The organism is Nonomuraea sp. NPDC050786, assembly GCF_040654115.1.
Lineage (GTDB): Bacteria > Actinomycetota > Actinomycetes > Streptosporangiales > Streptosporangiaceae > Nonomuraea.
On record NZ_JBFAHJ010000039.1, the window covers coordinates 14,704 to 28,926 of the forward strand.

22 protein-coding genes are annotated in these 14,223 nt (G+C 69.4%); 1 reads left to right on the forward strand and 21 read right to left on the reverse strand.

The features are described 5' to 3' along the window. Positions 1-32: 32 nt before the first annotated feature. The 14 genes from AB0H84_RS45640 to AB0H84_RS45705 form a co-directional block, all read right to left on the reverse strand. Complete coding sequence (locus AB0H84_RS45640) at positions 33-506, reverse strand: bifunctional DNA primase/polymerase (protein ID WP_357619259.1); 474 nt, start codon at positions 504-506, stop codon at positions 33-35. A gap of 21 nt (positions 507-527) precedes the next feature. Beyond that, positions 528-902, reverse strand: coding sequence for a hypothetical protein (locus tag AB0H84_RS45645; RefSeq protein WP_357619262.1), 375 nt, complete (start codon positions 900-902; stop codon positions 528-530). 294 nt (positions 903-1,196) lie between these two features. Then, positions 1,197-1,901, reverse strand: a complete 705-nt coding sequence (locus AB0H84_RS45650) for a hypothetical protein (RefSeq protein ID WP_357619265.1) — start codon at positions 1,899-1,901, stop codon at positions 1,197-1,199. Continuing rightward, positions 1,898-2,188: a hypothetical protein gene (locus tag AB0H84_RS45655; protein ID WP_357619268.1), complete on the reverse strand. Its 291-nt coding sequence runs from the start codon at positions 2,186-2,188 to the stop codon at positions 1,898-1,900. Before AB0H84_RS45655 ends, AB0H84_RS45650 begins: the two co-directional genes overlap by 4 nt. Further along, entirely contained in the window at positions 2,185-3,087 is a 903-nt protein-coding gene (locus AB0H84_RS45660) for a hypothetical protein (protein ID WP_357619270.1), read from the reverse strand. Before AB0H84_RS45660 ends, AB0H84_RS45655 begins: the two co-directional genes overlap by 4 nt. A 4-nt stretch (positions 3,088-3,091) precedes the next feature. Continuing rightward, positions 3,092-3,418, reverse strand: coding sequence for a DUF4326 domain-containing protein (locus AB0H84_RS45665; RefSeq protein ID WP_357619272.1), 327 nt, complete (start codon positions 3,416-3,418; stop codon positions 3,092-3,094). Continuing rightward, positions 3,411-3,782 (reverse strand): hypothetical protein, encoded by a 372-nt coding sequence (locus AB0H84_RS45670; RefSeq protein WP_357619274.1) that lies wholly within the window; start codon positions 3,780-3,782, stop codon positions 3,411-3,413. The genes AB0H84_RS45665 and AB0H84_RS45670 overlap by 8 nt, the downstream gene beginning before the upstream one ends. Further along, the gene (locus tag AB0H84_RS45675; RefSeq protein WP_357619276.1) at positions 3,775-4,782 is read right to left on the reverse strand and encodes a phage Gp37/Gp68 family protein; all 1,008 of its coding nucleotides are present in this window, start codon (positions 4,780-4,782) and stop codon (positions 3,775-3,777) included. Before AB0H84_RS45675 ends, AB0H84_RS45670 begins: the two co-directional genes overlap by 8 nt. Before the next feature lie 417 nt (positions 4,783-5,199). After that, positions 5,200-5,811 carry a hypothetical protein gene (locus AB0H84_RS45680; protein ID WP_357619278.1) on the reverse strand — a complete coding sequence of 204 codons (612 nt, stop codon included), beginning with the start codon at positions 5,809-5,811 and terminating at the stop codon, positions 5,200-5,202. 70 nt (positions 5,812-5,881) lie between these two features. Further along, the gene (locus AB0H84_RS45685; RefSeq protein ID WP_357619280.1) at positions 5,882-6,163 is read right to left on the reverse strand and encodes a hypothetical protein; all 282 of its coding nucleotides are present in this window, start codon (positions 6,161-6,163) and stop codon (positions 5,882-5,884) included. Positions 6,164-6,233: 70 nt separating this feature from the next. Next, positions 6,234-8,234 carry a DNA cytosine methyltransferase gene (locus AB0H84_RS45690; RefSeq protein ID WP_357619282.1) on the reverse strand — a complete coding sequence of 667 codons (2,001 nt, stop codon included), beginning with the start codon at positions 8,232-8,234 and terminating at the stop codon, positions 6,234-6,236. Continuing rightward, positions 8,231-8,404: a hypothetical protein gene (locus AB0H84_RS45695; protein WP_357619284.1), complete on the reverse strand. Its 174-nt coding sequence runs from the start codon at positions 8,402-8,404 to the stop codon at positions 8,231-8,233. Before AB0H84_RS45695 ends, AB0H84_RS45690 begins: the two co-directional genes overlap by 4 nt. A 3-nt stretch (positions 8,405-8,407) precedes the next feature. Next, positions 8,408-8,698: a hypothetical protein gene (locus AB0H84_RS45700; protein WP_357619286.1), complete on the reverse strand. Its 291-nt coding sequence runs from the start codon at positions 8,696-8,698 to the stop codon at positions 8,408-8,410. Then, positions 8,695-9,312 carry a hypothetical protein gene (locus AB0H84_RS45705; RefSeq protein WP_357619288.1) on the reverse strand — a complete coding sequence of 206 codons (618 nt, stop codon included), beginning with the start codon at positions 9,310-9,312 and terminating at the stop codon, positions 8,695-8,697. Before AB0H84_RS45705 ends, AB0H84_RS45700 begins: the two co-directional genes overlap by 4 nt. 78 nt (positions 9,313-9,390) lie before the next feature. Here AB0H84_RS45705 and AB0H84_RS45710 point away from each other — a divergent pair, with 78 nt between their 5' ends. Further along, positions 9,391-9,660: a hypothetical protein gene (locus AB0H84_RS45710; RefSeq protein ID WP_357619290.1), complete on the forward strand. Its 270-nt coding sequence runs from the start codon at positions 9,391-9,393 to the stop codon at positions 9,658-9,660. On the opposite strand, the gene AB0H84_RS45715 is transcribed toward AB0H84_RS45710, so the two are convergent. The 7 genes from AB0H84_RS45715 to AB0H84_RS45745 all read right to left on the reverse strand — a co-directional run bounded on the left by AB0H84_RS45715 (position 9,657) and on the right by AB0H84_RS45745 (position 14,203). After that, positions 9,657-10,121 (reverse strand): hypothetical protein, encoded by a 465-nt coding sequence (locus AB0H84_RS45715; RefSeq protein WP_357619292.1) that lies wholly within the window; start codon positions 10,119-10,121, stop codon positions 9,657-9,659. The two genes, AB0H84_RS45710 and AB0H84_RS45715, sit on opposite strands and share 4 nt — an antisense overlap. A gap of 95 nt (positions 10,122-10,216) precedes the next feature. Next, the gene (locus AB0H84_RS45720) at positions 10,217-11,482 is read right to left on the reverse strand and encodes a hypothetical protein (RefSeq protein WP_357619294.1); all 1,266 of its coding nucleotides are present in this window, start codon (positions 11,480-11,482) and stop codon (positions 10,217-10,219) included. A gap of 63 nt (positions 11,483-11,545) precedes the next feature. Next, entirely contained in the window at positions 11,546-12,076 is a 531-nt protein-coding gene (locus AB0H84_RS45725) for a hypothetical protein (protein WP_357619296.1), read from the reverse strand. Positions 12,077-12,078: 2 nt separating this feature from the next. Beyond that, entirely contained in the window at positions 12,079-12,612 is a 534-nt protein-coding gene (locus AB0H84_RS45730) for a hypothetical protein (protein WP_357619298.1), read from the reverse strand. Continuing rightward, positions 12,609-13,058 carry a hypothetical protein gene (locus AB0H84_RS45735; RefSeq protein WP_357619300.1) on the reverse strand — a complete coding sequence of 150 codons (450 nt, stop codon included), beginning with the start codon at positions 13,056-13,058 and terminating at the stop codon, positions 12,609-12,611. The genes AB0H84_RS45730 and AB0H84_RS45735 overlap by 4 nt, the downstream gene beginning before the upstream one ends. Then, the gene (locus AB0H84_RS45740) at positions 13,059-13,568 is read right to left on the reverse strand and encodes a hypothetical protein (protein ID WP_357619302.1); all 510 of its coding nucleotides are present in this window, start codon (positions 13,566-13,568) and stop codon (positions 13,059-13,061) included. It abuts the gene before it with no gap. 2 nt (positions 13,569-13,570) lie between these two features. Beyond that, entirely contained in the window at positions 13,571-14,203 is a 633-nt protein-coding gene (locus AB0H84_RS45745; RefSeq protein WP_357619304.1) for a hypothetical protein, read from the reverse strand. Positions 14,204-14,223: the final 20 nt, after the last annotated feature.

A 14,223-nucleotide genomic window follows, 5' to 3' on the forward strand; every position in this document is an offset into this window, starting at 1 on the left:
GGGCGCCCCTTCGTCATGCAGGAGGCAGCGCCCTACGCCGCGCAGGCCGCCGCGCCGGAGCATGATCGACCCAGGTAGCCACCACGTCCGCCCCGGCCGGGGCCGCGAGTATCGACCCCTGGTCCAAGGGGTGAGCTCGGCGAACGGCCCGCAGTCGAGCCGATTACGACGCCAGCGGGCACCGCGAGATAGAGATGCAGCCCACCCGAGGGCGTACGGACGGTGAGCGTGTCCGGCCACGTCTGCCCACGCTGGTCGCAGAGAGCGGCGAAACGGGCGATGCCATCCACGCCGCCCTTCACGTCGAGATCGAGGCCGAGCACACCGGACCGCCAACAGCCAACGCCGACGTTGTCCCCCGGCCGCCAGATCGACGCGAGCACCTCGGGGTCGCTGGTCGCCGCATGCTGCCAGCCGGGGCCGCGTACGAGCTTGCTCCCCGGCTCCAGGCCGAACACCGCCAGGCCCAGTGCGGCGACCGCCAACGGGTCAGGGATGATCGTCATGTCCTTCACCCCCGCGTCCTGCTACTCGTCGTCGCAGTGGCAGTCGTAGCCAGAGCGTGTGTCGCCACCGCACTCTGGGCACTCGGCCTCGGCCGCCTCCAGCTCGGCGACGTCGTCCGGGTGCATGTACTCCCGATGCCGCCACCCCGAGCATTGACCGTCGTAGCAGCCGCATCCGGGACACTCAGGGCACAGCATGCCGTTGGTCCATCCGCACTTCTCGCAGGCGACCTGGTTGGCCGGGTCGGTCATGATGGCGACCGCCTCGGCGGGGGTTTCCTCACGTCCGTCGAGCCAGTCCTCCAACTCGGCGCGGACCGCGGTGTACGGCTGGTCGGGCCGGTACTCCATGAGCTGTCGTACGGCGCGGCCAAGGTCGCGGTCGTTGTGCGGCATTGTCTCGTCCCATTCACGAGGCGCCCACGCTCACCCCGCCTGGTCGAGAGCGCACGGCAACAGCCAGTGCGAAAGATCCGTGAGAGGGGTGCCGCTCGCCGTCGTACGACACTTTCCCCGTCGATCGCCGTCTCCGCGCGTGGGTCGGGCCGGCTCGGGGTGGGCTGGAGCGTCAGCCTGTCGGCAGGTTACACCAGCATGCCGACAACGCGACAGCAGAATCTCGCGATGAACCACAAAGGGCGCGGCCCGGGGGAACGGACCGCGCCCTCATCGTTGGCGGTTACGCCAACGTCAGCACGCCTGCGGCAGTTCGCCCCGTTCGGCCAGGCGCCGCTTGTAGTAGCTCACCGTGGACCCCTCCACGCCCAGCAGGCGTGCGATCTCCATGGTGCCCTTGCCCTCCGCGAGAAGCTTCCGCGTCCTCTGCACACGCTCCTCGGTCTCCGGGTCGCGCGGCCGGCCGCCCTTCCTCGGCTCCGGCGGGCCGTCCTTCGGCTTACCCGCTTTTTCCCACCGCTCGTGGCAGGCGCGGCACCAGCCGAGCCGCTGCACCGCCACCGGACGCTTCCGGCACGCCGAGCACACCGCCGCGAACCGCGGGGCGCCCTCGTGCAGCTGCCACCACGTCACCGGCTGCTCGGGCGAGAACAGGCCGTCGCCGCGTGGCTCGACCGTACGGGTCACAAGCCCGGCCTGCTCCATCCGCCGCAGCGCCGCTTCCAGGGCCACCGTCCGGTCGCCCAGCAGGACCCGCGCCAGCTCGCCCGTGGTGAACCGGGAGCGCGGGTAGCGGCGCAGGTGGGCGAGGACGTCGGGCATGACCCGCTCGTAGTAGGTCGGCGGCCGTCGTGGGCCGCCGTTCATGGCGTGCAGGTAGCGCTGCACCGTTCGTTCGCTCACCCGGAGCCGGGCGGCCATCTCGCGTGGCTCCATGTTCTGGTCCTCGTTGACGAGGTCCAGGCACTCGATGAGCCGGGTCCACTTGTCGGATCTCACCAGCCCTCCCCCTGCTCAGCGATCAGGGCGGCTGCCCGCGACTGGGCCTCCTCGACGGTCAGCCCTTCGGCCTGCATGAGCATGTTGATCAGCGAGTCCATGCCCGTTGCGGCGTCCTCGGCCGCCGCAGCGACCATCTCCGGTGCGTCTCCGGTGGCGAGGGCGAGCACGTCCAGGTCGCGGGCGACGCTGCGCGCGAGGAGCTTCATGAAGTCGGCGGCCTCGACCGGCTGGACCTCGACCTCGGCTGGCCCGATGGTGGTGGGAGTTTCGTTTAGCTGGGTCATGATCTTCTCCTGTCGTAGATGGGGATGCCGGGCCTGTATCGCACGCGCGGCGGCTCTGCCCGGATCAGGGAGGACAGCCCCTCTCCGTGAATGCCAGGCAGTTCCATCACCGTGTGCGGTGGCGCGGCCGGAAGGCTGGCCAGCATCCGCTTCCGCCAGGCCAGCGCGTAGACGGGGCAGCTCGAACAGGTCTTGCCGCCGCGGGGATGGGTGTGTTCGGGGACTTCGATGTAGATGTCGTCAGCGTTCTCGCGGGCATTCTTCGACCACGCCTGGGAGTCAGCCGAGACGAGGAGATTCCCGAACCGGCGCAGACCGAGCGTCTTCACACCGAACCCGTGCATCCGCAGGCCCAGGCTGGCCAGCGCGCCGAGCACGCGTCCGATCTCGGGCGTGCTCTGCATTCGGCACACCGACCCGACGCTGACCAGCGGCGCCCTGGTCAGGTCGATCCCGCGCCGCGCGTACATATCGACGTGGCGGAGAAAAGCGTCGCGGCTGTCGCCCTGGAGCGGCGGCACGAACGGGCAGTCCGGCCCCCACAACCCGCGCAGAGTGATGTAGTTGTCGATCGACAGGTGCTGGTGGCCGTTCACCGACCGGCCCGAGCTGGCGAGCGCGGGCGGCTCGCACATCCAGTCCTGGCAGGCCGCCCACCGCAGGTTGCCGATCTCGTCGGCGTACCGGCGTACCGCCCGCGCGTAGTCGATTGCCGTGACCGTGTACTCGCCTCGCTGCGTGACCTCGTTGAAGCCGCCCGAGTCGAGAATCCAGGGCACCACAGCGCGCGGCAGCTCACCCTTGATCGTGGCCAGGCGCGGGTAGGCGACGCAGAGTGGCACGCCCACGTCCTCCCGCCTGAGCCAGGAAGGCGCGCTCGTCCCGAGGAAGAACTCCACCGGGTCACCGCCTGGCCGCCATCGCGGCGAGCAGCACGTCCCCGTGGCACGGGCCGTCTGGGCACCAGCACGCGACGTCCCGGTCGCCGATCTCGGCCACCGCTCGCTTTACCAGCTCCGGGTTGGAGTTGAGCTCGGCGCGGTACAGGCCGATCGCTTCGGCCAGCGTGTGTACCCGCCCGTAGCAGACTCGGCAGCCCTTCGGCGAGGTGCTGTGCAGGTTGGCGTACGGCGACGCGGGCAGGCCGGGCGCGGCGCGGCCGATGTAGACGGCCCCGGCGGGGACCTGGCCGTGGAACAGGTCTCCGGTGACCTTGACCCGCCTACCCATGTCGGGCCGCCTTCTTGAGCACGTACTGCGCCAGCGTCGCCGCGGGCGTGAAGCAGTCGCAGTCATCGCCCACGAAGCCGTCACACGCCGTGTGGTAGTCGCCGGCGGCCTGGGCGCGGACCTCCCGCTCCCGGATGAGGAGAGCCCGCTCCAGCACGTCCGCGATCGGTACGGCCATGCCGGGGTCGGCGATGGCGATCCAGGCGGCGTCGGCGTATCCCTGGTAGGCGATGGCGACGGGCCCGGCCGGGCCGTCCACGTTGTTGCCGTTCGAGCACCACGGGGTGCCACTCGTCCGGGCGGCGATCTCGCGGCAGATGGTGGCCGCCGTCTCCAGCTCCTCCCAGAGGGTCAGGTCAGGCATCGGGGTACTCCGTCCACGTCTGGCCGTCGAGGACGGCGCCCGCCTGGTGCTTGCCGAGCCTGACCATCTCGATCCGGTGGCCCTGCTCATCGACGGGATCGCCGACGAGGGCGTGCTTGTCCGGGCTGCGGCCGATTCCGACCGCGCCGGAGGGTGCCCACTCGCCCCACTGCTTGAAGAAGAACGGGATCCCCGCCTTGACACACTGATCGCGGAGGCCGCACGGCCAGTCGGGATGCATCGGCCTCGCGCCAGGGCCGGACTCGCCGCCGGCCACGACCCAGTCGAGCGCCGGGACGCTGCCCCAGGAATCGGCGATGAGCCATTCGTCCCGCAGGACGACCTGCTCCAGCAGCGGCTCCGCGCTGATCCACCGGATCGCGATGTGCGGGGTGTCGAGGAGCGTCGGGATGCGCAGCTCAGCGCTGGCCTGGTCCTCGGTTGACACGCCGATCTGGACGTTGGGCAGCGGCCGGACCGGCATCCACGGCCCGGCCGCGCTGGAGTCGTCGGTGAGCTGCATCGGCGACGCCGACCGGTACTTACCGCTGGCCCGGGTTATCGCGATGTCGTGGCCGTGCTTACCGATTTCCAACCAGAAGTCGTCCGAGCGGAGCATCGACCGCATCGGGCCGGGCCGCTTGGTGAGAACCAGGTACGTGTGCTGCGGCGTCATGGCCATCACCGCGAACGCTCGCGCGATCATCCAGTCGGGCACGTCGGCGTGCCACAGGTCGGACATGCTGTTGACGAAGATGCGGAGCGGGTCGCGCTTCTTCAGCGGCACGTCGAGGCGTTCGGGGTGCAGAATGACCCCGGTGGTGGCGCCGGGCTCGCCACCGTTGAACCGGCGGCCGGCGACCCGCATTGGGGTCTGCCGTTCGATGTAGCAGTTCCGGCAGCCCTCGGAGACGCGGGTACAGCCGGTGACGAAGTTCCAGGTCATGCCCTGGCGGCCGTCAGGTCCTCTGAGCCATTCGATGGCGCTGTTGTCACCCATGGGTCGTGATCTCCTTCGGTTGGTGGTGTTCGCATCGCGGCCCGTCTACATACGGCCGGGTCGGCTCCTTGCCGCACGGGCCAGGCCCCTGCATGCACGGCCCGTAGAGGCGGGACGACGGCGGGGCTGGCACCACGCTGGTGTCGGCGGGCGCCGCGTCGAGCTGGGCGGGGTAATCGGCGGTCGGCGTGTAGACGCCATCCACCCGGCCTGGACACGGGCAGCCTGGAACGGCGCACGGGCCGGACGCCATCACATACACCTCGTCGAACAAGGCCGCCCACGCGCCTTGCGACCAGGACGTGCAGCGGCGGCCGAGGGTGTGGCCGCCGTTCTGGTGGCCACATCTGCCGCACGGGCGCTCGAGCTCGTCGGTTGACGGCCGTCGCGCCCGCGGTGGCTTGGTGGCGGTTCGGGTCACGTGTAGGCGCCCATCTGCCCGGCCTGGTGCAGCTCGTACGCGAGAGCACTCCTCGCCTCGCTGGACAGGCCCTCCACGGCCAGGGCCTGCTTCGGACCGTTGGGGCCGTGCTGGGCATACACTCGGTCGCCGTCGATCCAGTACGAGGAGTTGCCGCCGGTCGCCCGGCCAGCCCGGATGGCGGCGTTCAGCATGGCGACGACCATGCAGGCGATCGGGTTGTCGAAGGCGTGACCGACGAGTCGCGGGGTGGCCTGGCCGTTCTCCACCAGCAGGATGGAGCGCTGCGCGTGGTCGTAGTAGACGCGTTCGCTGGTGGTAGCGGGCGGGAGGTTGGCCAGCAGCAGACCCGTGACAATGGCCGCGGCTGAGTTGTCGCCGACGTTCTCAGCGATGCTCTCGATCAGCGGGTAGTCGGTGCCTCGCCCGGTCCACTGGTCGAGGTCGTAGCAGCCGTCGTCGGTCGGGTCGAACACCAGCGTGCGGTCGGTGTCGGGCATTGGCACGGTGACGGTGTGCTCGTCGCCGTCGCGGTCGATGACGGCGGGGATTCCGGCGCGGTGCAAGGTGAGGTACAGGTCGTTGGTCTGCTGGTCGTACTTGCCCATCGTGGGTCTCTCTTTCGTGGTGGTGGGGGTGGCTCCCGCCAGCCCGGTGGCCGGCGGGAGCCTCAGAGGTTCAGGCGGTGGCGTTAGCCTGATCGGCGGCCTGGGCGAGGACGGCGCGGACGTTCTTCAGGCACCCGGGTCCGAAGTTCCGGATGTCGCCCAGGGGCAGGTCGTCGTACTCGGCGAGTCGGTCGAGGGTGAGGATGCCCTCGCGCAGCAGGTTGCCGCGGGTGAGTCCGGTCAGGCCGGGCAGCGTCTGGCGGTCGCGGAGGTCGGTGTTGCCGGGCAGGCCGGTGGCGGCGACGAGCTCGGCGAGGGTGCGGGTGTTGGTGCTGGCGTCGGTGATCGACATTTGTCTCCTTCGTGGTGGTGAGGACCCCGCCCGGTCGAGCGGGAGAAAGGTTGGCGGTACCGCCAACGAGTTAATCGTCGAGCTGTTCTCCATGAAGGACTGCGCGAATCCGCAGTCCTATCCACTCTCCGACTTGAGGGCTGACGGCGTTGCCGAAGCCGTCAATCTGGTCTCTCGCGGAGCCCCAGACGATGAAGGTGCCCTTGTGGTTGCCGAAATCGACATCGAAGCCGCAGCCAACGCCGACTTCGTGCGGGGCCATCATGCGGAAGTGGCAGTCCTCCAGTTTCAGGTCCGCAAGGACCTCGCGCCACTGAGCGTGGAGAAGTGCCGTGGTGTCGTGGCCGGTGATCGTTCCGATTGGGTCGCTCATGGGGTGTGGAGCGGTCTTGCCGTTTTCCTTGTACCAGCCGGAGAACATCAGGGCCATCGTGTTGTCCGCGATGACGGTCTTGAGCGGCTGGTCAACCCCGGACACCCGCCGGTCAACGCCCTGATTGAATTGGACGAGCCCGGCCGCCGTGAGCAGCCCCGGAATCTGATCGGACGTGACGGTCGGCATCGCTTCGGAATGCGAGGTCGGCAGCGTGTTCTTCCGGAACGGCACGACGCCAGCGGACAGCAGCCCCAGCGTCTCAGAGCCACCCTGCGTGGGCAGCGCCTCATCGACGCCACGGGGGGAGCCCTGGAAGTTGTTGACCGCGAGCAGGACCGCCTTCTCGTGCGTGGTCGTGACCGTGTCCATAGGCTCCGTAATGTGCTGGCCGTCGCCGTTGTGCCGGTGCGCGACCATCACCTGCCCCGTCACCAGGGAGACCGGCGGCGTGAGCAGCGCCTGCGTGTTCGTCGCGGTCTGCGACGGCAGAGGCTCGTCCAGGGTGCGAGTGCGGCAGTCGGAGCCCGGCCGCTCGAAGGTGTTACCTGCGGCGGCAATGAACGCCCCGGTCGAGAGGATCGCCGTCTCCTGCTGGCTGGTCTGCGTCGAGAGGGGCTGCCACGGGTGGCGTTCGGACCCGTGGGCGGCCTTGGCCGGCATGAGCACGGCGGGGAAGTCGGCGAACTTCTGCCTGCACCTCTCGGCGCGGGCCATCGTGGAGGGCGCGAGCGGGCTGAGAACGGTCTCGCCCGTCTTCTTGTCCGTGAACTCCTTGAGCGGCCTCTCGCCAATCTTGGGGCCGAGGTCGGACAGGTCCAGCGCGTTCAGCGACGGCGCGAACGGCGGGATCACCACGCGGCGGCAGGAGGGGCACCGATACTCGTACTGCTTGCCGTAGCGAACGCTGCCCGTGGGTGGAATCCCGGTCTTCCAGGTCCACACCGCCTGGACGATGGTGCCGCAGAAGCCGCACCACGACTCGGGCCGGTGGTCGAGGTCCGGTGCGGGCAGCTTCTCGTCCCAGAAGACGATGTAGAGCCGGTCACGGGACTGCGGTACCCCGAAGAACATGCTGTTCAGGTACAGGATGCGGTGCTTGTAGCGCTCGATGCCCCACTGCTTGAGCCACCATTTGAACGTGGTGCCGTCGCCGTACTTCTTGCCTGGTACCCGAGGCCCCCACGAGGTGAGCTCGGTGGTGCACTCGATGAGCGCCATCCAGGGGTGGTGCTTGGCCGCGTATTGCAGCGTGCACGTGGCCGTGGCCCTGTCCTTCTCCGATCGGGTGGCGCGCTCCTCGTACTCGGGGTCTTCGAGGTCGAACAGCGTCAGGCCCAGCTGGTACGCCTTCTGTGTGTTCGCCTGCGAGTGATTGGTGCAGCTCACGCCCGCGACGAGCAGGTCGGCGCGGGGAAGGTCGGCGGCGGAGTGGTAGTCAGACGCCTCTTTGTCCACCAGGTCCGCGATCCAGTGCTCGGCGTGCGGGTTGTTCCTCTCGTGGACCTTGACCTTGTACTCATTGTGGTTGGCCGCGAGGATCGTGGTGAACCCAGCGTCCTCGATTCCCTTCGTGAGCCCGCCGAAGCCGGAGAAGAGATCGACCGCGACGAGGTCGTCGTAGCGGTACCGGCGCGGTCGTAGGGCGGGGCGGTGTGACGCGGTTCGGGGCGGCTTCTGCTTGGCGCGGCGGCTCACTTGGCCCCTCCAGCGTTCGCTGCCGGCGAGGTGCAGGGCTGCGTGAGTTGAACGAGCGCGATCATCGTGCCCTGGCTGTCGCCGATGCTGCGACAGTAGTCCAACTGCTTGACGATCGCCTCCCGCTCCTCGGGAGTCTGCGGGTGGTAGAACAGGTGGTGGCAGGCCATGATCTACTCCTGAGTGAGGTGTTGTGCGAGGGCCTTCGCCCACTCGGCCGGGAAGTGCGCTCGCATGGTGGCGAGGTAGTGGTCCGGATCGTTCGGGAAGCTGTCGCCGTTCATGCACATGTCGGTGAACGCGGACCGTTCCCGGACGCGCGCCAGGTGCTCCCGGAAGGATCGCCAGTTGCCGCCGTGGGCGGCGGCCAAGGCCCTGGCGAGGTGTTCGAGCAGCGCGGCCAGGTGGCGGGCGGACTCTTCGTCACGCCCGTGCTTGGCGGGCTGGCGGTTGATCGTCGTCACGATCCGCTCCCGGCCTCGGGCAGAGGCAGGCCGTACACCAGGACGCGGCCCAGGTCGTCCCGGTCGGGGTCACCCCACGACACCAGCCGGATCTTCACGTTGATGATGGCGAGGGAGATGCCGCGCGGCCCCTTCCGCGCCGACATCTTGAGCTTGTACTCAGCCATCGGGAACCACACCGAGTACCACGGCGTGGCCGGTTGGCCCGACCGGACGATCGCGTCCAGGTCGGGAGTGACTGGATCCCCGCACCAGCAGCCCGCCGCGGTGCACTGGCGTCGCTGGGGTCGGGTCCGGTCGCGGTGGCGGCGTAGCCGGCCCGACAGCATGGGGCAGGCCCGGATCGCGTAGGCGGCGCATTCCGGATGCTGAGCAGGTTCAGGGCAGTGCCCGGCGCCGAAGTCCATCGGCCGGACCATGAGCACTGCGGCGTCGGCGAGGGGCTGCGCGCACAGTTGGCATCGCTGTTCGATGAGGCACTCGGCGACGCGGTCGTGGTCGATCTGCCCGAACTCAGGCGTGCCGTCGAGGTGTCGGAGAGCTATGTACGGGATGACCATCCCGTTATGGGTCTCAGCGGTTGCGAGCTGGATGGGGATTGCAGCGTTGGCCACTGCTCTCCTCCTGTTCTTCCTGGTGGTGGTGGTAGTTGCCCCCACCGAGGCGTGCGGTGGGGGCGTACGATCGGATGCGTGGATGCGCTGGACGAGCAGGTCTGGACGGTCGCCTGGTGGGGCGACGGCTGGGGCGTGTGGCCAGGCGAGAAGCCCGACCCGACCGCGCCGCCCGCCTACGCCACCGGCAACATCACCCACGCCGCAGCTGAGGCGGCGTCGTGCTGGGCGGTCGGCGTCGTGCCGCCACACCCAAGGTTGCGGGTGCGCTGCCCGTACGGCGGCGACCCGGACGGCGAGGCGCGTTTCCGCGCCCGCGCTGCCCGGCGCCGCTGGTGGCGGCCCTAGTAGGTGGAGATCTTGCGCGGCTTGTCGCAGTTGATCCGCGCCGACTCCTCGACCGACGCCCGGTACTCCTTGCCGGTGTCGAACGTCCCCGCGACGCCGACCTTGGCGCGGTAGCGGCCCGACAGGCACGGGTGGTGGGTCAGCACATACCGGTGGTCCGGGGCCACGTTAGGGAACCGCTCGCTGTTGACCTTCAGCCAGGGGGCGCCGAACGATTCCCGGTACTCCAGGTCGATGCTCATGAGCTGGGTGGCGATGCCGGACGGGTCGGTGCATGACTCGTTGACCAGGACGCGAACCCTCGGCTCCGCCGAGCCGATCCGGACGGCCTCGACGTGGACCGCACGGTCGCAGCCCAGCGCGCCAGGCTTGTACGGGTCGGTGGTGGTGCCCTTGGCGCCGCATCCTGCGGGCTCGGCGGCGAGCAGGACCGCCGCCATGGCAAGTGCTACAAGCTTCATAAATGCTCCCCTTTGCGTGGAAGGTGGCCCGCCCGCCAACGAGCGGGCCATACGATCGGTCGTGGCGCGAGCCCGATAGGCGCGGGCTCGCGCTTCTACAGCTCGTTCGGGTTGGCGGCCTGGTGGCGGTGCTCGGCCGCCCGCCGCTCCGCCTCGGCGCGCTCCTCGGCCAGCTCGCGCTCGCGTTCGGCGAGCCTCTTGGCCTCATGCTCCGCTTCTCGCGCTCGGCGAGCGGCCCGCTTGCGGAATGCGGCCTCCTCGATGGCGTCGAACTCGATGAGCCCGCGGTAGTGCGGGAGGAGCTGCCGGAGGACCTGGCCCATCTTCTCGGCCGCGCCCTCGGTGACGGTGCCGCCGTAGCCCTTGCGGTGCGGAGCGAACCAGCGCCACCGCTCCTCGTGCGGGTACACGATCGACGTCCCCGCGAACGTGATGGAGTTGATGTTGGGGGCGTGCGGCCCAGCCTGGTGGTACCGGCTGTCCCAATGCCGGTCGGCGGCGGGCACGTCGTCGCCGTACTGGACGGTGACCGCCGCGTGCCCGTTGCCGGTGTCGTTGCGCAGCTCGTACGGGCTGATCCAGATGACGCCGAGCCCGGCGACGGCGTACCGGACGCCCGGCCGCTCCAGGTCCACGGTGTGCAGGAACCGGTAGCGGCGCGTCTTCTCCTTCGCGCCCTTCCGGCTCGCAGTGACGGCGATGGTCTCCCAGCGGATGCCGGGAGTCTCGTACGGGTCGCCGTACCTGTCCTGCATCGGGTCCGGACCCAGTCCAGCGAGTACGCTCGGGTCGAACCCTCCGGCGTTCTTGAGCACCTTGCGCAGCTCCTCGGCCACCTCCTCACGCGACGGCGCGGCCCCGGCCTGCGGCTGCATCACCGCGCAGGTGTCGGGGCAGCGCTCCCCTTCTGGCGTGTTGCAGAAGATGCACGGCTGGTTCTTGGGCACGGTGGCCTGGGCGGCGTACACGTCCTCGACGGGCCAGAACTTGTAGGCGTCCTCGACCTCCTCCGTCTCGCCCGTCTTCGGGTTCTTCTCCTCCTTGGTGAACTTCCGCTCGACCTTCGGGGCGAGAATCCAGATGCGGGCGGCGTCGTCGGCGATGGCTCGCCCGTAGCCGCCCCAGAAGAACCGGGGCTGGACGTGCGCGGCGTCGGGGTTCTGGCCGTAGATCCGCATACAGTTGCGGATGGAGTACGGGTTCATGCGAGCGCAGAAGGCGCGGAAGCCGTCGATCGCCTCGGGGTGCTCCCGCAGCAGGATCGCGATCTGGGTCTCGGCCTCGTGCGCGCGGGCGCGGCCGGCGTCCTTGCGGGCCTTATAGGCGGCCATTTCCTCGTCGGTCATGTCGCTTCTCGACACGGTGATTTCCTTCCTGGTGGTGGGGTGGCTGGCCCGCACGGCGCGGGCCAGCCGGCGAGGGGTTCAGTCGGCGAGGCGGTCCAGCCATGCCCGCAGGTCCGCGACCGTGTTGCCCGGCGCGAACAGCGGATGCGGCACGTTGAGCGGGTAACCGTTCCTGTCGTAGGCGGCCTGCGGCTTAAGCCCGAGCAGCCGCATCGCGGCGTCCTGGACGCGTACGACCCTGTGGCCGCAGACGGTCTTGACCTCGTCAGCGGGGTCAGACTCATCGGCCAGCACGTAACCGGTGTGGCAGAAGGCCGTCGTCCAGTTGGTGGGCTCGCCGCAGAGCAGCGGGGTGCCGTCCTGGGCGACCGTGACCAACCACTTCCGACCGGCCAGTTCGGCGGTGTACCCAGCGGCGCACAGTGCGGTTCCACACCGTTCGGCCACCTCCACCAGGTTCTGCCAGGTGAGCTGGTTCCAGCAGGTGAATCCGTTCGGTGCGGGCTCCTCGGCCGCGCAGACCTCGGTGAGGGTGCCATCGTGCTCGATTCGGCCGATGACGGCGGCCAGCAACGCCTTGTTGCGCAGGTGGGTGGTCGGGGTGGTCATGGTCAGGCTCCTTCGTTGTCGGTTGCGCCAACGGCGGGGCGGGGGCCGAAGCGGTTGGTGATGAGCCGCTCCAGGTCTTCGAGATCGTTGCCCCCGGCGAAAAGGCCACCGTCGTCCGTGAGTTCCGAGACAGAGGCCGGGTCCAGGTCCAGGCCGAGCAGCGCGGCGGCGGCGTACTGGACGTGAATGACTCGCTTGCCGCGCACCTGCTCTACGAATGCCTCCGGGTCGCCGGGCTCAGCGATCATGTACTCGTGCGGGAAGTGCGCCCATCGCAGGTGTGCGTGCTCCTCCAGCCGAAGGGACGTACCGTCGATCAGCATGCGTCCGGCCCCGTCGAGGTCGATCAGCCATCGGCGATTCTCCGCGATCGCGAGCAGCCCCGCATAGCAGCAGCCCGTGCCGCATCGGGATCGGAACGTCCCTTGCTCCCATACGAGGCCCTCGCGGTCCTCATCGGCTGCCAGGTCGAACGCGGACCAGGCGCGGTCCCGGTACAGGTCGAGCTGGTTGGGTGTGACGAAGGGCACGGTCATGATCTCCTCCTCGTATCGTTGGCGGGACCGCCAACGTAAATTGGTGTGGGCTGCCACGCGTCTGCGGCGGACTCGAGGGCGGCGTACAACTCATCGTCCGCCGACTCGGGGAACGAGTCCGCCCATTCGGCGACCCGCAGGTACGCCATGCGCGAGTCGTCGGCTCCGGCCTCGAGCTCAGGCTTGGAGCGGGGCAGCTCGAAGTAGGTGACCAGCCAGGCCAGCGTGTCGCGTACGAGCGGGGCGCGGCCGACTGGCACCCCGGCGATGAACACGTCCCCGGCGAGCGCGCCGATCGCGGCGACCGGGCAGAAGCCGTAGCCGGCGGTGAGGGTGCCGATGACGAAGTCGCCGCGCACCCGCCAGGTGCGGCGCATCACTGCGACTGAGTCGCGGATCAGATCGGCAGGGGTGGGCTCGGGCTCGTCGGTGAGCAGGTCCGTCATCTACAGATCCTCCTCGGGGATCGGCGTCGGCAGCCCCAGCGAGTCGTAGCGCGGCCCGAGCACGTACGGCACGCCCAGTTCGACCGCCAGCTTGACCGCGGCCTGGGCGCTCTCAGCCCAGCGGCGGACCCGCCACCGGCCGTTCCGCTTCTCGACCAGCGCGTACTCGGCGTGGCGGTAGCGATCTGCGTCGGCGCCAGTGAACAGCGGGCCCATCGGCGCGAACCGGCGGGTGCCGTCCGGGAGAGTGACGTGGTGGGTGCCGTGCGGCTGGCAGCGCTGGCAGTGATCCAGCCCGTTGTTCATCGCCTGCCGGTAGGTGCCGTTCCGCTCCTGGATCTCCTCGCTGTCGTACTTCGCCAGCTCGGGGCAGCCGGGGACGTGCAGCACCTCATGCGCGGGCGCTTCCCAGACGGTGAGGTAGGTGTGGACGCCGTCCGGGTCCTGGTAGATGGGGTGGTTGAGCAGCCGGATGCTGTACTTGACCGGCTTGCTGTCGTTGCTGGTCATGGTCAGCCTTCCTCGACGGCCGCCACCGTGGCGGCGGGGGTGGGGATCTCGTGCAGGACTCGGACGACGACGAGTCGCCGGTCCCCGTATTCCGCGTGATACTCACACAGCGGCTTCCGCTCCAGCGGCGCGCTGTCGTCCCGGGTGTACTCCCGGACCAGGCACATCCGAGTGCCGAGGTCCTCACACAGCCAACCCCCGCACTCCCCCACCGTGTCCGGTGCGGGACCGAGGTGCACGGCGCTGGCCGGCCGGGGGTCGCCGTCCACGCCGTCGTCGTACACGACCCGGAGCCGGAACCGCCACGGGCCGGCTGCCGGGGGCCGGTCCTCCAGGTGGAAGCCGACGACGGTCCCAGCTCGGCCGCCCACGGTGACACACTCACCGACCGTGTGCAGGGCCATCTCCTCGCGGCTGCACTTCATCCACCGATCGACGGCGGCCACGGGGATGGTGTCGTATTCGACGCGGCCGGGCGCCAGCAGGCTGGCGGTGACAGCGATGTCGCCGCTGTAGAGGATGAGGATCGACCACGCGTCGCGGGTGAGCGTGGCCGCGGGCGGGGTGCCGCCGCTGGTGAGGTTCCACCCTGTCAGCAGCGCTTTCGTGGTCAGCAGATTGTGATGCTTGTTCATGGTTTCCTCTTCGTGGTGGT